22 protein-coding genes and 1 pseudogene are annotated in these 24,540 nt (G+C 71.5%); 7 read left to right on the forward strand and 16 right to left on the reverse strand.

Annotated elements, in window-relative coordinates:
- Nucleotides 1–248 precede the first annotated feature (248 nt).
- The 3 genes from ACFC0D_RS24820 to ACFC0D_RS24830 all read right to left on the reverse strand — a co-directional run bounded on the left by ACFC0D_RS24820 (nucleotide 249) and on the right by ACFC0D_RS24830 (nucleotide 2,356).
- Nucleotides 249–1,238: an MBL fold metallo-hydrolase gene (locus ACFC0D_RS24820; protein WP_376439865.1), complete on the reverse strand. Its 990-nt coding sequence runs from the start codon at nucleotides 1,236–1,238 to the stop codon at nucleotides 249–251.
- Nucleotides 1,235–1,612, reverse strand: a complete 378-nt coding sequence (locus tag ACFC0D_RS24825; protein WP_376439920.1) for a PaaI family thioesterase — start codon at nucleotides 1,610–1,612, stop codon at nucleotides 1,235–1,237. Before ACFC0D_RS24825 ends, ACFC0D_RS24820 begins: the two co-directional genes overlap by 4 nt.
- Before the next feature lie 126 nt (nucleotides 1,613–1,738).
- The gene (locus tag ACFC0D_RS24830; protein WP_376439868.1) at nucleotides 1,739–2,356 is read right to left on the reverse strand and encodes a LysE family translocator; all 618 of its coding nucleotides are present in this window, start codon (nucleotides 2,354–2,356) and stop codon (nucleotides 1,739–1,741) included.
- A 111-nt stretch (nucleotides 2,357–2,467) separates the two neighbouring features.
- On the opposite strand from ACFC0D_RS24830, the gene ACFC0D_RS24835 reads away from it, so the two are divergent.
- Entirely contained in the window at nucleotides 2,468–2,920 is a 453-nt protein-coding gene (locus ACFC0D_RS24835; RefSeq protein WP_376439871.1) for an Lrp/AsnC family transcriptional regulator, read from the forward strand.
- A 114-nt stretch (nucleotides 2,921–3,034) separates the two neighbouring features.
- Here ACFC0D_RS24835 and ACFC0D_RS24840 read toward each other — a convergent pair whose 3' ends face one another.
- Together ACFC0D_RS24840 and ACFC0D_RS24845 are read right to left on the reverse strand one after the other, a co-directional pair.
- The gene (locus tag ACFC0D_RS24840) at nucleotides 3,035–3,982 is read right to left on the reverse strand and encodes an NmrA/HSCARG family protein (RefSeq protein WP_376439873.1); all 948 of its coding nucleotides are present in this window, start codon (nucleotides 3,980–3,982) and stop codon (nucleotides 3,035–3,037) included.
- Between the two features lie 157 nt (nucleotides 3,983–4,139).
- Nucleotides 4,140–5,312, reverse strand: coding sequence for a low temperature requirement protein A (locus ACFC0D_RS24845; protein WP_376439876.1), 1,173 nt, complete (start codon nucleotides 5,310–5,312; stop codon nucleotides 4,140–4,142).
- Between the two features lie 269 nt (nucleotides 5,313–5,581).
- On the opposite strand from ACFC0D_RS24845, the gene ACFC0D_RS24850 reads away from it, so the two are divergent.
- Nucleotides 5,582–6,370, forward strand: coding sequence for a hypothetical protein (locus tag ACFC0D_RS24850; protein ID WP_376439879.1), 789 nt, complete (start codon nucleotides 5,582–5,584; stop codon nucleotides 6,368–6,370).
- A gap of 47 nt (nucleotides 6,371–6,417) precedes the next feature.
- Here ACFC0D_RS24850 and ACFC0D_RS24855 read toward each other — a convergent pair whose 3' ends face one another.
- From ACFC0D_RS24855 to ACFC0D_RS24865, 3 genes are all read right to left on the reverse strand, one after another.
- On the reverse strand, nucleotides 6,418–7,086 hold the full coding sequence (locus ACFC0D_RS24855) for a DUF4389 domain-containing protein (protein WP_376439881.1): 669 nt from the start codon (nucleotides 7,084–7,086) through the stop codon (nucleotides 6,418–6,420).
- A gap of 120 nt (nucleotides 7,087–7,206) precedes the next feature.
- A complete protein-coding gene (locus ACFC0D_RS24860) occupies nucleotides 7,207–8,553 on the reverse strand; it encodes a nicotinate phosphoribosyltransferase (RefSeq protein ID WP_376439884.1) in 1,347 nt (448 codons plus the stop codon).
- Nucleotides 8,554–8,637: 84 nt separating this feature from the next.
- Nucleotides 8,638–10,611 (reverse strand): serine hydrolase domain-containing protein, encoded by a 1,974-nt coding sequence (locus ACFC0D_RS24865; protein WP_376439887.1) that lies wholly within the window; start codon nucleotides 10,609–10,611, stop codon nucleotides 8,638–8,640.
- Between the two features lie 114 nt (nucleotides 10,612–10,725).
- Here ACFC0D_RS24865 and ACFC0D_RS24870 point away from each other — a divergent pair, with 114 nt between their 5' ends.
- The gene (locus tag ACFC0D_RS24870; protein ID WP_376439890.1) at nucleotides 10,726–12,546 is read left to right on the forward strand and encodes a sensor histidine kinase; all 1,821 of its coding nucleotides are present in this window, start codon (nucleotides 10,726–10,728) and stop codon (nucleotides 12,544–12,546) included.
- 7 nt (nucleotides 12,547–12,553) lie between these two features.
- On the opposite strand, the gene ACFC0D_RS24875 is transcribed toward ACFC0D_RS24870, so the two are convergent.
- From ACFC0D_RS24875 to ACFC0D_RS24890, 4 genes are all read right to left on the reverse strand, one after another.
- Nucleotides 12,554–13,162, reverse strand: coding sequence for a DNA-binding response regulator (locus ACFC0D_RS24875; protein WP_376439893.1), 609 nt, complete (start codon nucleotides 13,160–13,162; stop codon nucleotides 12,554–12,556).
- A gap of 119 nt (nucleotides 13,163–13,281) precedes the next feature.
- The gene (locus ACFC0D_RS24880) at nucleotides 13,282–13,755 is read right to left on the reverse strand and encodes a VOC family protein (protein WP_376439895.1); all 474 of its coding nucleotides are present in this window, start codon (nucleotides 13,753–13,755) and stop codon (nucleotides 13,282–13,284) included.
- A gap of 162 nt (nucleotides 13,756–13,917) precedes the next feature.
- Entirely contained in the window at nucleotides 13,918–14,145 is a 228-nt protein-coding gene (locus tag ACFC0D_RS24885; protein WP_376439898.1) for a hypothetical protein, read from the reverse strand.
- Between the two features lie 399 nt (nucleotides 14,146–14,544).
- Complete coding sequence (locus ACFC0D_RS24890; RefSeq protein WP_376439900.1) at nucleotides 14,545–15,480, reverse strand: hypothetical protein; 936 nt, start codon at nucleotides 15,478–15,480, stop codon at nucleotides 14,545–14,547.
- Between the two features lie 591 nt (nucleotides 15,481–16,071).
- Between ACFC0D_RS24890 and ACFC0D_RS24895 the strand changes: the two are divergent.
- Nucleotides 16,072–16,455 (forward strand): annotated as a pseudogene (locus tag ACFC0D_RS24895) (amino acid permease); the annotation flags it as partial.
- Between the two features lie 410 nt (nucleotides 16,456–16,865).
- On the opposite strand, the gene lysA reads toward ACFC0D_RS24895, so the two are convergent.
- The 4 genes from lysA to ACFC0D_RS24915 all read right to left on the reverse strand — a co-directional run bounded on the left by lysA (nucleotide 16,866) and on the right by ACFC0D_RS24915 (nucleotide 20,295).
- Entirely contained in the window at nucleotides 16,866–18,200 is a 1,335-nt protein-coding gene (lysA, locus tag ACFC0D_RS24900) for a diaminopimelate decarboxylase (protein WP_376439903.1), read from the reverse strand.
- 17 nt (nucleotides 18,201–18,217) lie between these two features.
- The gene (locus ACFC0D_RS24905) at nucleotides 18,218–18,589 is read right to left on the reverse strand and encodes an SAV_915 family protein (RefSeq protein ID WP_376439905.1); all 372 of its coding nucleotides are present in this window, start codon (nucleotides 18,587–18,589) and stop codon (nucleotides 18,218–18,220) included.
- Nucleotides 18,590–18,894: 305 nt separating this feature from the next.
- Entirely contained in the window at nucleotides 18,895–19,431 is a 537-nt protein-coding gene (locus tag ACFC0D_RS24910; RefSeq protein WP_376439908.1) for a hypothetical protein, read from the reverse strand.
- 177 nt (nucleotides 19,432–19,608) lie between these two features.
- Nucleotides 19,609–20,295 (reverse strand): SDR family oxidoreductase, encoded by a 687-nt coding sequence (locus ACFC0D_RS24915; protein WP_376439911.1) that lies wholly within the window; start codon nucleotides 20,293–20,295, stop codon nucleotides 19,609–19,611.
- A 119-nt stretch (nucleotides 20,296–20,414) separates the two neighbouring features.
- Between ACFC0D_RS24915 and ACFC0D_RS24920 the strand changes: the two genes are divergently transcribed.
- The 3 genes from ACFC0D_RS24920 (at nucleotide 20,415) to ACFC0D_RS24930 (ending at nucleotide 24,170) form a co-directional block, all read left to right on the forward strand.
- Nucleotides 20,415–20,975, forward strand: coding sequence for a TetR/AcrR family transcriptional regulator (locus ACFC0D_RS24920; RefSeq protein WP_376439913.1), 561 nt, complete (start codon nucleotides 20,415–20,417; stop codon nucleotides 20,973–20,975).
- Between the two features lie 155 nt (nucleotides 20,976–21,130).
- Complete coding sequence (locus tag ACFC0D_RS24925) at nucleotides 21,131–23,380, forward strand: SpoIIE family protein phosphatase (protein WP_376439916.1); 2,250 nt, start codon at nucleotides 21,131–21,133, stop codon at nucleotides 23,378–23,380.
- Between the two features lie 142 nt (nucleotides 23,381–23,522).
- Entirely contained in the window at nucleotides 23,523–24,170 is a 648-nt protein-coding gene (locus ACFC0D_RS24930; RefSeq protein WP_376439918.1) for a TetR/AcrR family transcriptional regulator, read from the forward strand.
- Nucleotides 24,171–24,540: the final 370 nt, after the last annotated feature.

The following is a 24,540-nucleotide window of genomic DNA, read 5'->3' on the forward strand; positions in this document are numbered from 1 at the left end:
ATCCCGGATCCACGCCCTCTTGCGCAGCTTCAACGCCGGTGCGTGCGACTCGGTGAAGTAGTGGTCCGGGGGACGACGCTCCGGTGCGGGTGCGTGCTGGGGCGGCGGGAGTTGGTGTTCGGGGGCCGCGCACCGTAGAACCAGGTCTCATGCCTGATCAGCGGTCGGCCCAACGCCCGTGCCAAGGTCCTTGCCCGGTCCGCCTGGCAGGTGTGGGCTGCCACGGTTCCAGGAGCGTCATACCCCACCTACACGCTGGGTGTGGCTGCCGGCCAGGTGCGCGGGTAGGGCACCCGCAGTGTCCCAGGCGCCACGGGGGTGTGGTCGGCGGCGGCGTGCAGGCGCCCGTCGCGCAAGACGATCGCGCTGCTGGTGAGCATGGTGGTGACCAGTTCCTCGGCGAGCGCCTCGGGCGTAAGGCCGAGGAGCGCGGCGGCGTCGGTCAGCCAGGCCCGGGCGTGGAGGTACGACTCGATCGCCTCGGCGGGGATGCCGCCGCGGATCATCAGGGCGAAGGCGAGAATACGGCGGGCGCCGTACCAGACCGCGCCGGCCGGGTCGTCGACGAGCCGCTGCGCGCGTCGCAGCGCGGAGGCGAACGCCGCGGACGGGTCGGCGGGGACCGGGCCGTGGGAGGGCAGGATCACCCGCGGGGCGAGGTCGGCCATTCGCTGGAGCGAGGCGAGTGCGGAGCCGGCGGCGCCGGGCCCGTCGAGGGCCAGGTTGACCCAGCCGACGTCGTAGTCGGACAGCGCGTCCCCGACGACGAGGATCCGTTCCTCCGGCTGCCACAAAGCCAGGTGTCCAGGCGTGTGGCCCGGGGTGTGGATGGCTTCCCAGTCGGTGTCGCCGAGACGGACGGCCCGGGCGTCGTCGAGCGGGATGTCGACGGTGTACGGGGCGACGGGCTGGTCGAGGTACTCGGCCGAGCAACACCCCGGGTCCCGGCGGGCGATGGCCTCCGCCTCCGGCGCTCCGGCCGCGACGGCGGCCCCGCCCGCCCGGAGCAGGGCGTTGGCGCCGACGTGGTCGGAGTGCCAGTGAGTGTTGACGACCAGGTCGACGTTCCCCGCGTGCGCGCGGGCCCAGGTGACGGTCTCCTCGGCGTGGCCGACGAACCCGCTGTCGACCATGGCCGGACGACGGCCGTGCACGAGCAGTGTGTTGGCGTCAGGGAAAGGCCGCTGCCACCACGTCAGCCAGGACGGCAACGACCCCATGGCCGGCTGCGCCGTCACCGGGCAGGCCTGGTCACGCGGATCAGCGTCTGCTGCCCGTTGGCGACCAGCATGCGCGCCCCGTCGGGCTGGACGCCGTAGACCTCCAACTGGCAGACGGTCAGGGTGCGTCCGGTCTTGAGGACGGTGCCGACCGCTTCGAGGTGATCGCCGGCGGCGGGAGCGAGGAGGTTGATCTTGTACTCGACGGTGAGGACTTCCGAGTCCTCGTCGAACAGCGTCAGCGCCGCATAGCCGCCGGCGCTGTCCGCGATCGCGCTGGTCGCACCGGCGTGGACGTAACCGTGCTGCTGGGTCACCTCGGGGCGGGACGGGAGCACGATGTGCACGCGGCCAGGGCCGATGCGGGTCAGGCGGGCGCCGAGGTGGGACATCAGGCCCTGCACGTCGAAGCTGTCCTGAACACGTTTCTGGACCGCGCGGCTCGCCTGTTCCTGGATTCGCTCTGCCACGTGCGTGCTCTCCTTCGTATTCGTGCCGGGTGGAGCGGGGCGGGTTCCTCAGCCGGCCAGGCGTTCCACCAGCAGGAAGGCACCAATTGCGATCATCATGACACCGCTGATGCGGGTGACGGCCCGGGCGGCCGAGGGACGAGTGCTCAGCACCGTGCGGGCCAGGACGGCGACGGCGAGGTAGACGACGGCGCACGCGGTCACGTGCACCGTGCTGAGCAGCCCGGTCTGCGCGGCGACCGGCCAGCCCGTGGCAGGGTCGATGAACTGCGGGAACAGCGACAAGTACAGCAACAACGCCTTCGGGTTCAGACCGCTGATCCCGAACCCCTTGAGCATGACCTGCAGCCGGGAGGCGTCCACACTCTCTCCTCCGGCCGTCGGGACGGCCGGCTGCCGCAGCACGCCCCAGCCCAGCCACAGCAAGTACCCGGCGCCCGCCAGGGTCAGAGCGGTGAGCGCTGCCGGAGAGCTCGCCACGATCACCGCCAGGCCCGCGACGGCCACCAACGCGTACGCCATGTGTCCGGCGATGAGACCGGTGACCGCCGGGCCGACGGAGCGTCCCCGCAGTCCGGCGGAGATCGCGTATGCCCAGTCCGCGCCGGGCGTGAAAACCAGCAGCAGGTCCACTGCCAGGAAGGCCGCCAGCGTCGTGGTGTCCATCGATCGTTCCCTCTCATGCGTCTTGCTCTGGAGGGAAGGCTAGGTTGGATATGACCGAAGGTGTTTGCGTCTTTACCCCATGATCGCGCCTGGTGGGGGAGAATCTTCCCCATGGATGCCCTGGATCGGAAGATTCTTACCCAGCTGCAGCTCGACGGCCGCCTGACGATCACCGAACTGGCCGCCCGAGTGCAGTTGAGCGTCTCACCCTGCCACCGCCGCCTGCGCGATCTCGAACGCGAAGGTGCGATCCGCGGCTACCGCGCCGTCGTCGACCCGGCCGCCGTCGGCCTGACCTTCGAGGCCGTCGTCTTCGCCACCCTGCGCTGGGAGGACCCCGACACCGTCACGACCTTCGAAGAGGCCCTGAGGGTCATCCCGCACGTGCTGCAGGCGCAGCGCCTGTTCGGAGAGCCCGACTACCTCCTGCGGGTCGCGACCGCCGACCTGGCCGCCTTCCAGGAGCTGTACGACCAGAAGCTCGCCCGACTCCCCGGCGTCCAGCGGCTGACCTCCACCCTCGTCATGAAGAACGTGATCGACGACCGGCCTCTGCCCGAGTAGGCGAGGAGGAAAGATCACTTCCGCCGAAAGGCGGCCGGGACAGAACCTGGCGGGGCGCAGCGGGACCTCGTTCTTGAGGAACGCTCGTCGCTCCGTGACAGTGGCCCGTCGCGCTCAGGAGTGGGGGAAGTCCTTGCGGTGGGCCGAGAGCCAGGTCCTGAAGTCCTGGAGTCCGGGGTACAGGGCCCGTACGGCAGCCAGGTCGCGGGCTGCGGTGAAGGGCTCCTCGCAGTCACGGTAGAACTGGAACATGTTGCCCGCTTCGTCCGCTCCGGGGTGGCCCAGGGCGCGGTAGGCGTCCGGGGTCAGCGGGCGATACGCGAACGGCACGCCGACCTGCTCGGTCAGCGCGGCGGCCATATCGGCGACTCTCAGGTGTTCGCCCGCGATGCTCACGGTCGCGCCGATGAGATCGGTACCGCGGTCCAGGACGGCCAGTGCCGTCCTGCCGATGTCCACGTAGCTGATGCCGGACAGCCGACTCTCGGCCATCGGAAAGTTGAGCACCAGAACGCCGTCGTCGGCCGGCTGCGGGGCGAACATGTCGAACAGGTTCTCCCAGTAGAACGTGGTCCGCAGGAACGTCGTCGGCACGCCGGCCTCGACGAAGTACCGGTCGGCCTCGGCCTTGGCGTCGAAGTGCGGGACCTTGTAGGAATCCTGGAGCGTGGGCATGCGGGTGTCGTCGAGCGGGATGCAGTCCCGGGTGTCCTCCAGCGTCGACCAGACGGCGTGCTGGACCCCGGCGTGACCGGCCGCCCTGGCGAGCGCCTCTGCCTGCGCCTTTTCGTGCTCGGCGTTCATGCCCTCCCAGAAGTTGGTCATCAGAAACGCTCCGTACGCACCCTCGAACACCGGCCCCAGACTCTCCTCGTCGTCCATGTCGGCCCGGACCACCTCGCATCCGAGCCGCTCGAGCTCGACCGCGGGCTCCGATTCCGGCTTGCGGGTCACGGCACGCACCGTGAAGTCGCCGTCGTGCTTCCCGAGGATCGCGCGTGCGAGAGATCCGCCTTGGCGCCCGGTCGCGCCGAACACGGTGACAATGCGCGTCTCCGTCATCGTCCCCGCCTCCTCCGTCCAGGTACTTCCCCCGATCGAGTGGCCGGGCGCGTCTGCCGGAGGCGCCTGCGGCGCGGCTACCCGGTCGAGCGGTCGCCAAGCACCGCTCCGCCACGAAGAAGTGCGGACGGCCGAGAACGGCCCCGATTGCCCCGACCTAGCCGGGGAGGGCCGTGCGTCGGCGCGCCAGGGCCTTGGCGTACAGCAGATGGACGATGGCCTCGGCCGCGAGCAGCAGGACCACGAGCCAGGGCGCGAGCGTGTCCGCGCCGAGGACGACGAGGAGCGGGATCCCGATCCCCGGGACCGCCCAGACGGCCACCTGGCGAAGGGGCCGGCCGAACCGCAACGCGATCAGCGCGTGCGCCGCGTGGTACAGCGCCAGGCCTCCGCAGAGCGCCCAGACCGCGCCCCGGGCCAGGTGGTCGTGACCGGACTCCTCCACCGCCGTGGCCAGTCCTGCGGCCATGGAGATGACGGCGGCGGTCACGAAGAAGTGCAGGAAGCCGGCCACGTCACGGGCGAGCAGATAGGCGTCCCGCCCGCCGGCGGTGCCGATGACCCGTTCCGCGGCGGTCGAGGCGAAGTCGAAGTAGGACCACCAGAGCGCGGCCAGCAGGACGAACCCGAGCACCGCCACCACACCGGCCGCAGCGGTCCAGACGTGGTCGGTGGAGGTGATCAGCGCCAGCACGGACTCGCCCAGGACGATGATCACGAACAGTCCGACCCGTTCGACAAGGTGGCCGGTGTGCAGCCGGCCGGGGACCCCCCGGCCCCGCGAGGTGAGCAGCAGGATCATCTCCGCGATCAGCAGGCCGGCCCAGACCGGGTAGATCCAGGGCGCCGGTACCGCGGCGGAGCCGGCCCAGAGCAGCGCGGAGAGCAGGCAGTAGGTCAGCGGCCGCCAGCGCGGCAGCGTCTGGGGCGCGGGGAAGCGGGTGGCCGGCCACCACAGGGCCAGCAGGACGAGGCGCGTCCCCGCGTAGCCGAGGGCGTACGCGGGGGCCCGGTCGCCGTCGGCCTCCGGCACCGCGGCTGCCATCAACGCCAGACACAGCATCGCGGCCAGCATGGCGAGGCGGCGGCGGGCGCTGTCGTCCTTGAAGAGGTTGGCGGAGACGGTGAGGTTCGCCCACATCCACCACGGCGGGAAGTAGAGGGCGAGGAAGACGCCGAAATCGCGCCAGCTGGGATCGCCGTGGAGACCGTGCGAGAGCTGGGCGACGAAAGCGACGAACACCAGGTCGAAGAAGAGCTCCAGCCATCCGGCGTGCCGGGGCTCGGGCGAGGGCGAGGGCGACGGCGCCGTGGTGTGCGGAGTGCTCATCGGGCCATCCGGAGGCGGGTTCGACTGCGGCACGGACTGGCTGCATCAGATCACGGATCCGACCCAGTCGCCCGCCGTCTCCGGCGTCGCCCCGGGGTTCTCGGGAGCCGTCACCCGCACGTCCGTCGTCCCCAGTTCACAGAAGCGCAAATGATCTTCTCTCGACGGTGCGGAGTCGGTTCCGGTGGACAGGCCTCCCCTTCCCATCGGTGTGACGGTATCTTCACGTCTCGTACACAGAATCAACACAGAGCGCACGAGGGGACACCTTGAGTCAGCAGCACCCCGGCCCGCCGCAACGGCCCGACCAGTCGCCGCCGTGGGGACAGCCTCGGCAACCGGGTCCCTACGGGCCGCCGCCCCGGAAGAAGGGCCTGTCCACCGGGGCGGTCGTCGGTATCAGCCTCGGTGGCGTATTCGCCTTCCTCGTGATTCTCGGCGCCGTGGCCGGGGGAGAGGGGACAACGGACGACAAGGCCTCGGCGAAGAAGCCGACGCCCACGGTGTCCGCCACCTCCGCGAGCACGCCGAGTGCCAAGGGCAGTGTCCCTGCCGCCGAGCCCAGCCAGAAGGCGGAGTCGGGGAAGCTTCCCGACTTCGTGGGGAAGGGGCTCCAGTACGCCCAGGACGAGGCCCAGTCCCTCGGCTTCCACAGCCTCCGCTCCCACGACTCCCTCGGCCGAGGCCGCAACCAGGCCTTCGACCGGAACTGGAAGATCTGCTCCCAGACACCCGCGCCGGGAACGCACAAGACCGACGTCACCATCGACTTCGGCACCGTGAAGCTCGAGGAGAGCTGCCCGAAGAGTGACGTGGGAGCACAGCCCGACGCCGAAGCGGGTGGAACCATGCCCGACTTCGTCGGCAAGTCGGTCAAGGTCGCTCGCGGCGCACTGCCCTCCAACGCGAGCATCACGGTGACCGACGCCGCCGAGGACCGCATGGTGCTCATGGAGTCCAACTGGAAGGTGTGCACGCAGAGCCCCAAGGCGGGCGCCGGGCTGGACGGCCGGCCCATCGCCTTCACCGCCGTGAAGTTCGAGGAGAGCTGCCCCTAGCTCACGTCACCGCACCCGTGCCCGCCCGTCGTCCGGTGGGCGCGGGATCACGATCCGTCGGCGGGCCAGAGCTTCTCGGCGGGCTCCTCGCCCCCTTGGTCGAGACGGAACGGCGGGTAGGCGTCCGTCATGAGGCCCGCGTAGGCCGCGACCCGGAGGACCCAGCGGTTCAGGCCGACCACCAGGACGAACAGATCGCGCGGATACCGGCCGGTGAACGCGAGGGCGATGGCGGCGAAGAGGGTCAGCAGGGTGATCAGGCCACCGCTCCACCAGCTCGCCCTCATGCCACCGGCGAAAATGGCGATCACGAGGTAGTGGGGGATGGCGAGCAGCCACCACTTGACCAGGACAAGGCCGCGAGAGAGCCGCTCCGGGTAGGCGATGTCCAGCCGCGCGGGGTAGTCGGGCTCCGGCCCCAGGCTGAAGGGTGGATAGCGGTCGGTGCCGAGGGCGCTGTACGAGTAGTAGGAGACGCGCCAGGACCAGCGCAGCACCCCGAGGTTGAAGTCGAACAGTGGTCGCGGATACCGCTCGGTGAACAGGATCGCGAAGAACGCGATCACGGTCACGATCAGGAACGCGATCCAGAGGAAGATCAGCACGATCCAGTGGGGGATCACGAGGAGCCACTTGACCAGCCACAACCAGCGGGACAGCGGGGTGTCGAGCCGGGCCGTCACCGTGACCGGAGGGTAGGAACGGGAGGTGTCCATGAACGTCACTTCCTCGCCGGACCGGTAGTTTCGTGCGGGAGCCGGTCATGTGCCCCCATCTTCAGGATCACCCCGTTCCGCCCTCCGGCCCACCGGAGCACGAGCCCGCCGGAGGCGTCCTCACGCCCCCGCCCCCTGCCCGCCCTCCGGTCGCGCCTCGATCCGGTGGCGGACGACCGTCGTCAGGACCGTGAGCCGCGTCGACGTCGCGGGGACCGGGGCGACGGGGTTCTCGATGCGCCGGGCCGCCTCCGGGAGCTGCGCCAGGTCGGCCTCGAATCGGGCACGCGCGGCAACCAGGGTGTCGGGCGGCTCCGTGCGGAGCCCGCCGCGCATCACGGTCCGCAGCAGCGGCTCCGTACCGTCCGGCGGCTCCTCATTGGCCAGGCCCACCGTGTCGCGAAGCCCCGGGCCGCGGAAGACCTGCTTCGGTGCGGGTGCCGTCGTCTGCGCGGACGCGAGCCTCATGACCGGACGCCCGTCGTACTCCACAAGCTTGTAGGAAGCATCGAGATACGGGGCGTCGGCGGCGACGCCGATCTTCGCGCCCACGGCGAAGACGTCGATCGGTGCCCCGTCCCGTACGAGAGCGGCCACGCCGTACTCGTCGAGTTCACCGCCCGCGATGATCCGCACGTCCCGCAGCCCCGCCGCGTCGAGAGTGGCCCTGGCCCGGTGAGCGCGCGCTCCCAGGTCACCGCTGTCGATGCGGATCGCGGACCCCGGACCGCGCCCCAGGTCCGTCAGGACGCGGGCGGCCGTCGCCACCCCACGGTCCGTGTCGTACGTGTCGACCAGGAGGGTCACCGGGCCCGGGTGGGCGCGCGCGAACGCCCGGAAGGCGTCCTCCTCGGAGGCGAAGGACTCGATGTGCGAGTGGGCCATGGTGCCGGACGAGGGAATGCCGTACTGGGCGGCGGCCGCGACATTGCTCGTACCGGCGAAGCCGACCAGCGCGCAGAGCCGCGCCGCCTGCAGGCCGGCAGCCGGTTCGTGGGTCCGGCGCGAGGAGGAGTCCACGAGGGACCGCCCGGCGGCGGCGAGCACACAGCGTGCCGCCTTGGCGGCGACCGCCGTCTGATGGCAGACGAGCGCCACCAGATACGTCTCCACGAGCCTGGCCTGGGGCAGGGGCGCGGTGACCTCCAGGAGGGGTTCACCGGCGAGGACGAGCCGCCCTTCCGGAACCGCGCGGACCTGGCCGTCGAAGGAGAGCCCGTGCAGGGGTTCGAGCTCCTCGACCGGCCGCCCCAGGGCCTCCGCGAACGCACGCACATCGGACAGGCCCACCCGGAACCGCGAGAGGTGGTCGAGCGCGGGTTCGAGCCCGGCGGCCACGAGGAAGCCGTGCCCCGGCGGCAGGTCGCGCACGAAGAGGCTGAAGGTGGCCGGTGCCCGCATGTCCTCCCGCAGGTACGAGAGCGCCATCGTGACCTCGTAGAGCTCGGTCGTGGTCACCAGGGACATACTTCGAGGATGCGCGGCCGATCTGCCCGCCGCACGCGCAACGCACGTACGACGCCCGGTTGCCGCACGAGGCCACCCGGCCGGTCAGGCGACCGGGAACCCCGCCAGGTGGTAGTGGAGCAACATGCTCGTCGTCGCGATTGCGGCCGCCGCCGTGATGGTGAACAGCAGGCGGCCCGCGACGGTCCACCATCCGCGGAGCCAGGCCGCGACCGCCCCCGCCACCACGCCCAGGGTCAAGGCCACCAGCGCCGTACCCAGCATGGTGACGGCGGACAGGAGCGGCGACCCCAGGGGGACCATCTCCATCATCGCGTTGCCGTCCGCGACGACCGCCGCGAGTGCGGCGGTGAAGGCCGCCGCGATCAGACCGGTCACCGCGGCCGCTGCCCGGGTGGCCCGCGCGGCGGGCGGATGCGGGATCCGGCCACGGGTGCGCCCCAGCAGGGCGGTTGCCGGGAACGCGATCGCGCCGATGACCAGCCCGCCCACGCCGAAGGCGAGCAGTCCCATGTGCAGAGAAGGAGATTGACGCCAGGTCAGTCTCTCGTACGCCGTCGACGGCGTCGCCGACGAGACCAGTACCCCGCTCCTGCTGAAGGCGAGCGTCGCACCATGGCCGCCGCGTTCGCGGAAGAGGCCGTCACCGAGGGCGAGCCAGCTCTGTGCGGGCCGGTCGGGATCGAGGGAGAGACCGGTGGTGCGCAGTCCGTTCGCGCCGTCCCTCTCCACGGTGACCGACGAGACCAGGCCTTCGACCGCCATGAGGCTGGTCCGGCTGACCCGGGCGGGGCGGTACGTGCCGGTGTACGAGTCGAGGGCGGGGTCCGTGGCGGCATCGCCGGCCGCGCTCGGGGCCGCGGCCGCCGGGCGGCCCGGTACCAGGGCGTCCACGATGCGATTGATCAGGTCCTTGCCGTCCCAGGCGGCCCGGCCGTCCTTGCCGTCACCGTTGAAGACGACGAACACCCCCAGATCGTGGCCGGGGACAAGGAGCAGGTTCGAGTGGAATCCGGGAATGTCGCCGTCCTTGAACCAGCCGGTCCGTCCGTCGCGCCGCCACTCCTCGAAGCCGTAGCCGACGCCGGGCAGCCGGGGATCCTGCCGGTGGTGCACCTGCTGCATCAGGCGGTTCGCCGGAGCCGCGTCGGCGAGCTGGTCGGTCATCCAACGGCCCATGTCGGCGGCGGTGCTGACGGCCCCCGGCCCGGTCGGGCTCCACGCACCGTACTGACCCTTGTCCTCGGTCCAGCCGGACGTACCGTTGGGCCGGTAGCCGTGGGCGAGACGCTCTGCGATCGGCTCCGGCTGCGGCTGGGCGACCGTGGAACTCCTCATGCCCAGCGGCCTGAGGATGTGCTCGTCGACGTAGGAGGGGAAGGACCGGCCCGAGGTCTCGGCGACGATCTGGCCCGCGAGCGCGTAGCCGTAGTTGTCGTACGAGACGATCGTGCCGGGGGCGCGGACCCGGGGCGGGCGGCGCGTCACAAGGCTTTCCGCGAGCGGTTCGACGTCCTGCGCACGGGCCCTGCTGCGGCCGACGAGGTCGCTGTCGAAGCCGCCGGTGTGGGTGAGGAGTTGGTCCAGGGTGACGGGGCGTCCGGGATGGGTGTCGGGGACGGTGACCGCGCGGAGGCGGTCGTTGACGTCGGCGTCCGGGTCGATCCTGCCCTCGGCGACGAGCTGGGAGGCGGCCTGCGCAGTGAACAGCTTGGCGAGCGAGCCGAGGAAGAAGACCGTGCTGTGGGGGTCCACCGGCGCCCTGGTACCGGTGTCGGCGACGCCGTAGCCCTTGGTCAGGACGGTCCGGCCGCCGGAGACCACCGAGACGGCCGCGCCGGGGATGCGGTCGTCCGCGAGGTAGTCGGCGACGGCGGTGTCGACGAGGGAGTCGAGTGCGCCGGGGGTGCGGGAATCACGGGCGTCAGGGAGGGTGGCGGGGCTGGTCGGAACGGCCGCGTGAGCGGATGTGGGTAGGGAGACCAGCGCGGCGGAGGTGACCGTCATCATGATCGTGGCGGCCATCGTGGCGAGGGCCCGTATCGGCGTCGTACGCATACGTCGACGATCTCGTCCGGACGTGGGCCGCTCCAGTGCGAGCCGCATCGACCTGTGTGTATTTCACATGGGTGGGCCGGGTGCGGTGCCCAGGTGTACGTCTACCGTGACCTCATGAACGCCCGCCAGGCCGACCGCACCGCCGACAGCACCGCCGACGGCTCAGAGGCCGGTCCGACGCCCGCGGTCGTCTCCGTGGTCCTCGTCGTCGTCATTCTCGGATTCTCCTTCGAGCCCGGTGTCCTCCTGCCGCGCCCGGCCGCCGTGCCGATGCTGCTGCTCCAGATCGTCACCTGCCTGCCCTCGACGCGGCGGCTGCGCGGGGCGTGGACCCTGGCCGCGCAGATCCTGCTCGCGCCCTGGTCCGGCCTGCCCGGGTTCCTCGGAGCCTCCGTACTGCTCGTCGTCGAACGGCCGGTCCGTTGGGCCCTGTTCGCGGTCGTGGTGCTCGCCGGCGGGCTGCTCGCCCCCGGAGACGGCGGTGTCCACTCCGTACTCAACGGCATCGGCAACGCTCTCGCCCACGGTCTGATCATCTACGCACTCACCCGGCTCACCGACCTCTACACCGAACTCCGCGCCACCCGCGGCGCATTGGCGCAGGCCCGGGTCGCGGCCGAGCGGGAGCGCGCCGGCCGGGACCTCGACGCGGTGCTGGGAACGGCACTGGCGGAGATCGTCCGGCTGGCCGGACAGGGAACGCGGGGAGCGCGGCAGCTGGTGACGGTGGCGCGGGCGGCGACGGATCGGGTACGAGCCGCGCCGTCCGCGCACTCCGCCGACGGCGCGGACATCCCACCGGGCGCCCTGACGCCCCGGCTGGCGTGGCCCATCGTCGTCGCCACCCACCTCGAGTACCTGATCGTGGGCGTGGCCTTCCTGCTAGACGACGGGGTGACGGGTGGGCGGTTCGCCGCGTACACGGCCGCGTTGACGGCGGTCGTCGGTCTGCAGGCGTACCACTCCCTGCCGCGTCCGCCGGGCGTACGTCCCCGGCACGTGGCCTGGACGCTGGGCGCCCAACTCGCCCTCGCCCTGGGTGTACTGGCGGCTCCGGACGGCCCGTACCCCCAGTTGGTGGCCTTCGCGGCGGCCTCGGTGCTGATCGTTCTCCCGGGGCGCATCGCCTGGCCCGCGGCAGCAGCGCTGACGGGCCTGGTGGCGGTCGTGGCGCTCGTACGGACCGACGGTCCCGGAGCCCGGGGCGCCGCGGTCCTGGTCCTGGACGTCGTGGTGATCGCTCTGGTCTTCTACGGTCTGGCCCTGCTCACCGGCCTCGTCCACCAGGTGCGGGAGGCCCGCGGAGCACTCGCCTCGCTGGCGGTGGCCCGAGAGCGTCGGCGCATCGCCAGGGACGTCCACGATCTGCTGGGCCACGGCCTGTCGGCGATCGCGCTGAAGGGCGAGTTGGCGGACCGCGACCCCGACCCGGTGCGAGCCGACGGCCATCTCGCCGATGCGGCGGCGCTGGCGGGCCGAGCGCTCGCGGACCTCCGGGCGATCCCGGGGGACGGCACGGAGCTCACGCTTGCCGAGGAGGTGGACTCCGCCCGGAACGTGCTCGCCGCCACCGGCATCGAGGTGCGGGTGCGGGGCGAGGTGGAGAACGTCGACGAGGTGTCGGAGGCGCTGTTCGCCACGGTGCTGCGGGAGGCGGTGACGAACGTGCTGCGGCACGCCCCGGGAGCACGACGGTGCGAAGTGGAGTTCGGTCAGAGGCTGTTGCGGGTGGCGGACGACGGCGGTGGGCCGCTGGCGGAGGGAAGTACCGCGGTGGCCGGCGTCGGCGGCAACGGGCTGAGGAATCTGCGTGAGCGCGCGGCGGCGCTCGGCGGGCGGCTGGAGGCCGGGTCGGCCCCGGACGGACGCGGCTACGTCCTGACCGTCCGGCTGGTGACCGAGCCCGTCTCGGCGCCCTCGCGGGCCGGAGGATGACTCCGCGTCATCCCAGCCAGCCTTCCTCCCGTGCGATCCGCACCGCGTCGAGCCGATTGCGGGCCGCGAGCTTGGTGACCGCCGCGCCGAGGTAGTTCCGTACGGTGCCCTGGGTGAGGTGCAGTTCACGGGCGATGTGGTCGAGCTCGGCGCCGGTGGCGGCCAGCCGCAGCACATCGGTCTCGCGGGTCGTGAGAGGGCTCTCCTTGGCGGTGAGCGCCGCGGCGGCGAGCTTCGGGTCGATGACGTGATCCCCGGCGGCCACGCGGCGGATCGCGGCGGCGAGCTGGTCCGGCGGGGCGTCCTTGAGCATGAACCCGCCGACCCGTGCGGCGAGTGCGGACCGCAGCGCCTCCGGACGGCCCAGCGCGGTGAGGATCATGATCCGGCACTCGGGAAGCGCGACGGAGAGGTCGCGGGCGGCGGAGAGCCCGTCCGCGCCGGGCATCTCCAGGTCGAGGACGGCGACGGTGGGCCGGTGGGCCAGCGCGGCGGGGACGACGGCGTCCCCGCGGGCCACTTCGGCGACGACCTCCATGTCGTCCTCGAGACCCAGCAGGGCGACCAGCGCCCCGCGGATCAGGTGCATGTCCTCGGCCAGCAGAATCCGGATCATGGTTCCTCCCCCAGGAAGATCGTAACGGCTGCCGGGGGGCTCGGTCCGAGGCGCGTTCCGTCGGAGGGATCCGGGTCCTCGGGTCCGCCGGGTCCTCATGGTCCTCGGGGGCCGTGGGGTCAGGAGCCGTCCGCGGCCGCGAGCAGCGCGGCGACGTCCAGTTTTCCCATGGTGAGCATCGCCTTCATCGCCCGCTGGGCGCGCGCCTCGTCCGGATCGCTGAGCAGTTCTTCCAGGACGGCGGGCACGACCTGCCAGCTCAGGCCGAACTTGTCCTTGACCCAGCCGCACGGGCCCTCCTGTCCACCCTCGGACAGCTTGTTCCAGTAGTAGTCGACCTCCCCCTGGTCCGCGCAGTCGATGAGGAAGGACACGGCCTCGTCGAAGGTGAACTCGGGGCCGCCGTTGATGGCGGTGAAGCGCGTGCCGTCCAGGACGAAGTCGACGGTCAGCACGGTCCCGGCAGGGCGGGGGCCCGCCTCCCCGTAGTAGGACACGTTCTTGATCTCAGAGTTGGGGAAGACCGAGCAGTAGAACTCCGCGGCCTCCTTACCCTGTGTGTCGAACCAGAGGTTGGGGGTGATCCGGGGCATGGCGTTCTCCTGATCTCGTGTCACCGCCGTCCGGCGGCCCGGGAATCATTGCTCCACCACACCCCGAATCCCCGTAACCACCCCCGGCGCCGCCTCAGGACCATGCGGAAGGGGGACGCCGGAAGCCGATCCGGGTGCCTCCGAGCGGGGTTGCCCCGAGGTTCAGAGAATGTGGATGCGCTCCAGGGACCCCGCGCTGTCGCGAATCATCAGGTCGCTGCCCTTGGCGCGTTCGCCTTCGACGAACCCGAGCAGCAGGACCGCCCGGTTGATCACGTCGGCCTTGCTGACGCCGGTCGCGGCGGTGAGCTCCGCGATCGCGGTGACAGCCGGAGGGCACAACGTCACCGAGTACCGCTCGCTGTCGGGGTGGGCGGGGAGCTGATCCATGGCGATGCCTTCCTGACGACCAATGCGTACCGGAATTGCACCACGAACGCGCCGATCATGCACCGCATTTACATCACTTCTGGTGCGCCCGGCTGATCCCCGAGCCGATGGGGGAGGAGCGCCACACACCGACCGCTTCGCCCCTGCCCGTGGCGGCCGCGACGGTGAACGGCTCGGCCGGTCACCCGTGCGCGGGCGCCTGGCGGGCCACCGGGGCGCGCGGCTCGTACGGTCACAGTGACACCACCTTCCGATGGTGGTGTGGTTGCCGGTGGCTCCGCGTTCCCTTCGCACGGCGCGGGGCCACTTGCATGGGGGCGCCTTACTCGCCGTCGTACCCGCAGGTCCCGGGTGTCGACGCAGCACGGGTGAATGGCAGGCCCGCCCCCTCGATCGTTTCTACGATCCCTTCAGACTCTTCGAGAGGCTCTTGTCGACGCCGGACCGCTGGCCCTCGGTCACGGGTTCGCCGTTCCTGAACGGCCCCACGGGCACGTTCGTGAAGGTGATCTGTGTCCAGGACTTGCCGGTGCAGTCGATCCGATTCATGTTGTTCACCGGGCACTGGAGCTCCCATACGGCTCCAGTGGTGGTGGTCACCTTGTAGTTCAGGTCGTTGGCCTGTGACGACACGGTCGCGCCGCAGACAGTGCTCTCTTCGGGGTAGTTGGGGTAGGTGGTGAGGTCCTGCTCGTAGTACACCGGCCCCGTGCGGGTCGGCCGGTGGGCCCCGAATGCGGCGCCGTCGCGGAGGATGATGCTGAACTCTTCGGTGCCGTTGGGGAGCAGTGAGTCGACGTCGGCGCCGCACTGGCTCGGGCCGGTGTCTCCGGTGTCTCCGGTTGCACCGGTGTCTCCGGTGGCACCCGCAGGGCCGGTGTCGCCCGCGGGACCGGTGTCGCCCGCAGGGCCGGTGTCGCCTGCGGGGCCGGTGTCGCCTGCGGGACCGGTGTCGCCCGCGGGGCCCGTGTCGCCTGCGGGGCCGGTGTCTCCGGTGTCACCCGCGGGGCCGGGCGGGCCGGTCGGCCCGGTCGCGCCCGTAGCCCCCTTGCACTTGTCCTTGTCCTTGTCCTTGCCCTTGTCCTTGTCCTTCGCGTCGTCGAGCGTCCCTGAGGCGCCCACATGCTTGTCGTCACTCTTGTCCTTGCACTTGTCGTGATCGCCGTACGGCGCCGACGAGTGCGAGGGCGGGCGCTCTGCCGTTTCTGCGGCCGCTTGGGGGCTGGAAAGGCCCAGCGTGATGAGGGCCAGCGCTGCCATCGCTCCTTCGGCGATCCGCCTGCCCTTTATGGGGAGGGGCCCCATGACGGTGGGGGTCCTGTGCTCAGAACTCATGAGTTGCTCCTTGCAGGACCGGATGATTGCACTCTCAGGAAGCACGTTCAGGCTTCACCTGGGCATCATTCGGTCCCTGGATGATTGGTGTGAGAGGCGCGATGGCCGCTGGCGTGCACAGGCCGGCTCGGAGCGCGGCAAGCGCTGACAGCAGCACTACTCGGCCGGCACGCGAACGGCTGTTGAGACCGATCTCAGCCCGGCTTCGGCGGGGAAGGTCATCGCCGTGCGGTCCCTTCGGGGTGGTGGGAATCGTGCCTCCCCCAGCCAGCCACACACCACGCCCCCTCGCCCGGTCACCCACCGCCACCGGGGGCCTTTCCCGTCACGTCACCACAGGTCAAGGCGGGGAGGCTCCGTTACGTGACCACCTGATCGGCCCTCACCCATGGCGGTTGCCACCCGGTCCGACCTGCTCATCCCCAACGGCCTCCGCAAGGACCGGAGCCCCCTTTCGCCTTTCCGGCCCGGCCGTCAGGGGTGCGTGAAGAGGCAGCCGGTGGGCGTATGGACGGCGACAAGGAGTCCGGGACCCGTACCGCGCGGCGGCCAACCTGTTCCTCGACCTGCTCACTCGGAGGAACCAGCACCATGGCCATACACACGGGCAAGCCGACCACGGCGGCAGAAGGCACCGGCACGGAGGAACCCCCCGATACCGGAGCCGGTGCCCCCGGAGCCGGTCACCGGCACAGACTCACCGCGCTCCAGGGGCTCGCCGCGCTGTCCCTGGACGCGATGGCATCGGTGGCGTACGGGCCGGAGTCGATCGTGCTCGTGCCGGCGGTCGCCGGTGCGTACGGGATGGGTTTCACGCTCCCCGTCACGCTCGCGATCGCCGCGCTCCTCGTCGTACTGGTGGCCTCGTACCGGCAGGTGATCGCCGCGTTCCCGGACGGCGGCGGCTCGTACGCCGTGGCCAAGCGGCACCTGGGACGGCGTACCGGCCTCGTGGCCGCCGGCTCCCTGGTCCTCGCCCACCGCCCCGCGCCCTCGGCCGCCCCGTCTCCGGTTACGTCCGCGAGCTCGCCGCCGCCCAGCCCGCCTCCCAGATCACCGTACTGATCCCGGAGACCGAGCCCGCGCACCTCTGGCAGCGCCTGCTCCAGAACCAGCGCGGTTCGGTCGTGGCGCATGCCGTGCGCCGCGACACCGATGCCGTGATCTGCCGGCTTCGCTTCCGCGTCACCGACGAGACGAACTGACAGTCTGCCGCGCCCGGTTGCCCCACCCGCCGTTCCGTCGGCGGGCGGGGCGCAGAGCCGGACCGTTGCCCGCCGCCCGCACGTCCACGCCGGCGGACGGCGGGCGACGCGGACGTACGGAAATCCCGCCGGACCGGTGCCTGGGCACCCGTCCGGCGGGATCGTGTTCGGGCTCGGGCCCTATTCGCCGATGTCCCGGCTGCGGAGGTCGTCCAGTGTCTCGCGTCGTACGAGGAGGCGGGCCGTGCCGCCGTCGACCGCGACGACCGGGGGACGGCCGACCATGTTGTACCCGGAGGCCATCGACAGCTGGTACGCCCCCGCCACGGGCACCGCGAGCAGGTCGCCGGGGCGGATGTCGCCGGGCAGCTTCGCGTCGGCGGCGAGGATGTCGCCCGCCTCGCAGTGCCGGCCCACCACCGTGGCCGCGCGGGTGTCGACGGTGGAGTGGCGGCCGACGAGTCGAGGGGCGTAGCGCACTCCGTACAGCGCCGGGCGGGGGTTGTCGCTCATGCCTCCGTCCACGGCCACGAACACCTGGGCACCGGTGTTCTTCACGGCCAGCACCCGGTAGAGCGCCACTCCCGCGGGGCCCGCGACGGCACGGCCGGGTTCGATGGTGAGCCGGGGCGGCTCGAGCCCGGCCGCCGTACAGCTCGCGGCGAGTTCGATCCGCAGCCTGCGGGCCAGGGCCGTCAGGTCGAGGGCGGGTTCCCCGGGCCGGTACGCGATGCCGTGGCCGCCGCCCATGTCGAGTGCGGGCAGCACGAGACCGTGGGTGTCGCGGACGCGGGCCATCAGCCCCACCATGCGGCGCAGGGCGGCGACGTACGGCTTGACGTCCGTGATCTGGGAGCCGATGTGGCAGTGCAGGCCCACCAGTTGGAGCTGAGGCTGGGTCAGCAGACGGGCGATGGCGTGCTGCGCGGATCCGTCGGTGAGCGACAGACCGAACTTCTGGCCGTCCGTGCCGGTGCGGATCTTCTCGTGACCGCCGGCGGATACACCGGGGACCACGCGGACCAGCACCTTCTGCCGGCCGCGGGGGCCCACGAGCGCGGCCAGCCGCGCGATCTCGGACGGGCTGTCGATGACGATCCGGCCCACGCCGAGGCGCAGGGCCGACTCGATGTCGTGCGGTGACTTCGCGTTGCCGTGCAGGACGATACGGTCCGGTGGGAACCCCGCGGTGACCGCGAGTTCGAGCTCGCCGGCCGAGCAGACGTCCAGTCCGAGGCCTTCCTCCGCGACCCAGCGGACCATGGTCCGGGACAGGAACGCCTTGGCGGCGTACAGCACTTCGGTGTCGGGGAAGGTGGCCCGGTAGGTGCGGCAGCGGGCCCGTACCTCACCCTCGTCCAGCACATACGCGGGTGTGTCGAAGCGGTCGGCGATGTCGGCCAACGACACCCCGCCGACGGCGAGGCCACCGTGCGGCAGACGGGTCGTGGACGCCGGCCACACCGACAGGTCGTCCGCTTCCGCGGCGATCTCGGAGACCAGGGCAATGGTCATGGAACTCCTCCCCGTTCTCAGACGGCCCGGACGGCCTTGGCGGCCCGGGAGGCCCGGTCCGGCTGTCGGTCCGACCGGCGGTCCGGCGTGTGCGCGGGGACCGCGGGAGCGGACAGTGCCGGGTCGACGGTGACCAGGTCCGCGCCGAGCGGCTCGCAGAGCGCCCGCAGGACGGATTCCGACAGCCGGATGTACGGCTGGGCCTCGCCCAGCACCTCGGTCAGCCGGTCCGTGCGGGTGAAGCCGACGGCGGTACGTGTGCCGAGCGGTGTGCGGAACAGCCGGATCACGGTTTCCGCGCCGCTTCCCGGCCGGACGGGCACGTACAGCGGTCCGGCCGGGACCTGTTCTTCGGGCTCGGGATCGTCGGCGTACTGGAACAGACACATGGGGCCCTCCCTGAGGAGCCGCGAACGGTTGATGACGCCCCGGCCTGCCGAGTCGGCGGGCCGGGGCGTCATCGAAGCTATCCCCGCCGCCCAGCCTCCAGGGCAGGGCTTTGACGGCACCTTGACGGCGATGGATCGAGTCCGTACACCCCACTGACGCTCGCCACCTGAGGCGGGGGCGTCGGGGTCGACTCGTGCGTGTGGTCGTGGTCGAGGAAGGGCTGCCGAGGCGCCGGGTCGGCTGGCGAAGTCGCCTGCCGGCGGACTTCGGGACCGAGTCACGGTGAACGCTGCGCGCCGCGGTCTTAGTGAAGGCCCGAGATCCGGAAGACGGTGAGGGCCGTCTCCCGGTCGACGCATCGGGCCAGCCGCTCCAGTTCCGCGCTGCCGTGGCGCAGGGTGCCTCGGGCCAGCGAGACCCGGGCGTCAGTCTTCAGCAGGTGCCACAGCGGAGGGTTGGCCATGAACACACGCGGGTCGATCTCGGCCCGTGCGCCCGTGGTGTCGTAGAGGATCAGTCTCTGCGCGACACCGTCGGACCAGCGCACGGAGGCCAGTCGGTCGGTGTGGACGGTTCTTCGGGCCGTCAGACCGCGGACGGTCAGCCGCCCCGGTGACGCCTCGACCCGAGGCGGGAGGAGTATCGCGAACACCAGGGCGGCCAGCCCGGACCACGGCAGGGCCCGTAACAGGCTCAGCGTGCCGTTCCCCGCCTCGACGGTGAGGGACACGGCGAGCAGCACCAGGGCGAAACCGGCGGCGGCACGCGCTTCCGAGGGCCAGCCCGTGTCGTGTACGGAGCCGGCCGAGTGGTACTCCGGCGGTACGAAGGGGAGTTCCATGAAGGGGACGGTAGGGCCGAGCAGGTGGTCCGGCCCAGTGCCTTTACGGACCCTGTGTGCGGCGGTGCCGTGCCTTGACGTACTGCTGGAGCACGGGCCGCTGACGGGCCCGGTCACGTGGTGGACGTACTCGCGGCTCAGCCGGAGGTGCGTCACGCCACCGGTTCGGGGAGTCCCTCACGCCGGGGTCGGTGCCGCGGAAAGTCCCTGCTTGACCTGGCGCGTGACCTCGTCGGCGAGGATCTCCGGCATGCCCTTCTCGATGCCGTCCAAGGCCTGGGCGGCGACCTCGGCGGGGTCGACCTTCTGCTCGGCGGGGACGCGGGCCGCCATGTCGGTGTCCATGTACGCGACGTGCAGCGCCGAGACGGTGATGCCCCGGGGCGCCAGCTCCTCGCGGGCCGCGTCGGTCTGGGCCCATGCGGCCGCCTTGGCCGCCGCGTACGAGCCGAGGCCGGCCGGGTGGAACCAGGACAGGACGGACAGGACGTTCAGCACGGCGCCGCCGCCGTTGTTCTCGATGACCGGAGCGAAGGCGCGCGTCATGACGAGCGGCCCGTAGAAGTTCGTCTCCATCTCCAGCCGCACCGCGTCCAGGTCGCCCGAGATGAGCGAAGTGCCGGTGGAGATCCCGGCGTTGTTGACCAGCAGCGTGGCGTCGGACGCGATGCGGGCCGCCGCGCGGACCGACTCCTCGTCGGTCACGTCCAGACGCAGCGGGACGACGCCCGCCAGATCCACGGTCTCGGGCCGCCTCGCCGCCGCGTACACCTTCGCCCCGCGCCGCACCAGCTGCTCTGCCAGATGACGCCCCAGCCCCCGGTTCGCCCCGGTGACCAGTGCGACCGCGTTCGTCAGTTCCATGTCTGCTCCCAGCGTGGCGGGGCGGCTCCGGTGAGGGTGGCCGCCAATTAGATTACGGAAACAATCTAAACCGTACACTAGAATAGATGCCAAGCGACATCCAAATGTGGAGGTGCCCGATGGGCCGCGTATCGCAGGCGCAAGCGCAGGAGAACCGCCGGCGGGTCGTCGAAACCGCCTCCCGCCTCTTCCGGGAGCAGGGGACGCACGTCAGCGTCGCCGACCTCATGAAGGAGGCCGGTCTCACCCACGGCGGCTTCTACAAGCAGTTCGCCTCCAAGGAAGCGCTGATCGACGAGGCCACGGCCCACGCGTTCGCCGAACTCGCCCAGCGCCGCACGGCGGGATCGGAGCGGTACGCGGGGCAGCCGGAGGCCGGACGGCAGGCGCTGATCGAGGCGTACCTCTCCGTCGAGCACCGCGACGACCTGGCGGACGGCTGTCCCACCGCCGCGCTCGCCACCGACATGGCGCGCGGCCTGAGCGCCCAGGAGGCGGGCCGGGTGTACAGCCAGGGCGTGAGCGACTTCGCGGAGTCGCTCACCACCGAGGACGAGGACGGCATCACCCGCCTGTGCACCATGGTCGGCGCACTCGTCCTGTCCCGCGCCACCAAGGGCTCCCCCCTCTCCGAGGAGATCCTCACCGCCGCCCGCGCGGCGCTGACGGAAGCCGACTGACCGCTCGTGCTCATGGTCCGCCGGGAGCGAGGCGGCGCGGAGCCGTCGGAGAACGGCGCGGCGTCACCGTTCGTGGAGAGTGCCGCGACCATCGGTGGAGCGTGCGACAGCCTTTCGGCGGCGCCCGCACGCCGGTCCGGCGTAACGTCGTCCTTGTGGACTTCACTGCGGACAGTCTCGTGTCCCGCGCCGCGCGTGAGCTCAGCCTGCGAGCAGATCAGCTGATCCAAGACGTGGAGCGGGCACTGCGACGTGACGTTCCGGAGATGTGGGCGCACGCGGACGTCGACGGCGATCCGGCGGAGAACGTCGCCGAGCACGTGCTCGCCGCCTTGGACGGCCTCAAGCGCGGCATCGAGCCGGACCGCATCGAATCCCCGTCCGCCGACCTGGAGCGCGCCCGCCGGCTGGCACGGCACGGGACGCCCCTCAGCGTGATGCTGCGCGCCTTCCGCATCGGGCAGGGCGTCGTTCTCGACGGCATGCTGTCGGAGCTGCCCCGGCTGACCGGCGACGCCGCGCTGGTCAGCGCGGCCGCGCGCAAGCTGATCGCGACGATGACCGGGTACGTCGACCTCGCGTCCGAGTACGGTGTCGCGGCCTATCAGGAAGAGCGGGACCGACGTCTGCAAGGGCGGCTGTCGATGGTGAACGAGGCGAGTATGCGCATCGGCACCACACTGGACATCGCCCGCACCACGCAGGAACTGGCGGACTTCGCCATCGCGCACTTCGCCGACCTCGTCACCGTCGACCTGCTCGACTCGGTGCTCCGCGGACAGGACACCCCGATGGAGCCGCCTCTCGCCCTCCGACGGGCCGCTCGGCGCTCGGTGGTCGACGGCGATGGGGACACGACGATCCGGCCGCAGCAGCTCTTCATCTGCGCGGACGACACGCCGTCGGCCCGCGCCCTGATCACGGGCCGGCCCTCGCGTCACCACCTCGACACCGATGGGTCGGCAGCCCCTGCACCCGGCCCCGGTGCCGACGGCGACGGAAACCACTCGACGATCGTGGTGCCGCTGCGGGCCCGGGACTCCACGCTGGGCGTCGCGCAGTTCGTCCGCCACCGAGGCCTCTACGACGACGAAGACCTGCTCCTCGCCCAGGAGATCGCCGCCAGGGCGGCGGTGGCCGTCGACAACGCCCGCCGGTACACGCACGCGCGTGCCGCCGCCCTCACCCTGCAGCGCAGCCTGCTCCCGCACGACACCGCGGAGCAGTCGGCCGTGGACGTGGCCTTCCGCTACCTGCCCGCCGGCGCGCAGGCGGGCGTGGGCGGCGACTGGTACGACGTCATCCCGCTGTCCGGAGCACGCGTCGCGCTCGTGGTGGGCGACGTCGTCGGCCACGGCATCCACGCCGCAGCCACCATGGGGCGGCTGCGTACCGCCGTACGCACCCTCGCCGACGTCGACCTGCCGCCCGACGAACTCCTCACGCACCTCGACGACGTCGTCCTGCGCCTGTCGGCCGAAGCCGTGCCCGACGCCGAGCCGGACGGGGAAGCCGTCCCGGACGCCGGCCTGAACGCCGTCCCGGACGCCGACCTGGACGCCGCCCCGGACAAAGGCACCGACGCAGCCGGCGACAGCGAATCCGCGGGGGACATCGGAGCCACCTGTCTCTACGCCGTCTACGACCCCGTCACCCGCCAGTGCACCCTCGCCCGCGCGGGGCACCCGCCGCCCGCCCTGGTGGCCCCGGACGGCACCGTGGAAATCCTCGACCTGCCGCCTGGCCCTCCGCTGGGCCTGGGCGGTCTGCCCTTCGAGGCCGCCGAGTTCGACCTGCCCGAGGGCAGCCTCCTCGCCCTGTACACCGACGGCCTGATCGAAGCGCGTGACCGTGACATCGAGACGGGCCTCGCCCTGCTCCGTCGAACGCTCGCCCAGCCGGCTCCCTCCCTGGAGCACACCTGCGACAGCGTGCTCGAAGCGCTGCTGCCGCCACGTCCGGACGACGACGTCGCACTGCTCATCGCCCGCACCCGCACCCTCGGTGACCGCCAGGTCGCCGACTGGGACGTGGAAGCCGACCCCAGCGCCGTATCCAGGGCCCGGTCGAACGTCACCCGGCAACTGAGCAGTTGGGGGCTGGAAGAGCTCGCCTTCACCGCCGAACTGGTGGTCAGCGAACTCGTCACCAACGCCATCCGCTACGGCCGGCCTCCCATCCGGCTGCGCCTCATCCACGATCGCGCCGTCATGTGCGAGGTCTCCGACACCAGCAGCACCACGCCGCATCTGCGCCGCGCCGCCGTCTCCGACGAGGGCGGCCGTGGCCTGCTCCTGGTCGCCCAGCTCGCCGAGCGGTGGGGAACGCGGCATGCCCGTCAGGGCAAGACGGTGTGGGCCGAACTGTCGGAGTCCGCCGAATTCCCCGTGTGGGACTCGGTGTAGAGCCGGGCCCCCGGGGACTCGGTCCCAGGGCTCGGATCGCGTGGATGACCTGCTGGATGACCTGCGTGTCAGAATGGGCCGGCCGTTCGTCGGTTTCTCTGTCGTTCTCCGTCGTTCACCGCACTGACGCACCGAGGTTGCCGTGACCAAGCCCGTGGGCCGCGTTCCCCAGAGAAGCAATGCGCGGTCCAACCGGGCACGCATCCTGGCCACGGCCCGCCAGGAGCTGGGACGGAACCCGGATCTCACCCTGGAGGAGCTCGCGCGAGCCTCCGGCGTGGTGCGCCGCACCCTGTACGGTCACTTCCCGGGGCGTACGGCCCTCCTCGAGGCGCTCGCCGACGAAGCCTCGGAGGCTCTCGACAGCGCTCTGGCGACCGCTGCGCGGCCCGAGGAGCCTGCTGAGCAGGCGCTCGCGCACTTCGTGTTCTCGATGTGGTCTCTGGGGGACCGCTACCGGTTCCTGCTGTCGCTGGCCCGGCGGGACCTCGGGTCGGACCGCGTGGCCGAGGTCCTGGCACCGGCCCGCAGCGAGGCCACGGCGATCCTGGAGCGGGGACAGCGGGACGGCGCGTTCCACACCCTGCTGCCGCCGGCCGTACTGAGCGCCGGACTGGAGGCGATGACGGTCGCCCTGTTGGAGGAGGTCACCTCCGGGGAGCTGGAGGACGACGGGACCCGCGCGGCCGTCTCCACCCTCGTCGCGGCCGGAGTGCCGGAGAGACGGGCGCGTGCCGTGGTCGAGGCGGTCGCGTCGTCGGGGGCAGCGGAGCCGGGCTCCGAACACTGAGGCGTCCGCCCGGGACGCCGAACGCATCGTGCTGCGGCGCACCTTGGCGATGCGGGGCACCGGCCTGGCCCGCCTGAGCCGGCTGCTGTTCCGGCGCCCCTGCACGACGCCGTCATCGAGCACAGCCTGTACTTCGCCGAAGCGCCCGGCAGCGGTACGACGCCCCGTCGCACTCCTTACGTGTGCCTGCTGCGCGCCCAGGCCCGCCGGGTCGACCGTCACCGCAAGGGAGTTCACGGGTCCGGCAGGGTCGTCCGCGTAGCCGCGGTGGGGCCGGCCGGGCCCCGTTATAACAATGGCGGGTTAACACGTGTGGCGGGTGTACCGGGGGGCGAAACCGGGGGGGTTAGTATAGTCTAAACAAACCACC

The sequence above is a fragment of the Streptomyces sp. NPDC056222 genome (assembly GCF_042264065.1).
Taxonomy (GTDB): Bacteria; Actinomycetota; Actinomycetes; order Streptomycetales; family Streptomycetaceae; genus Streptomyces.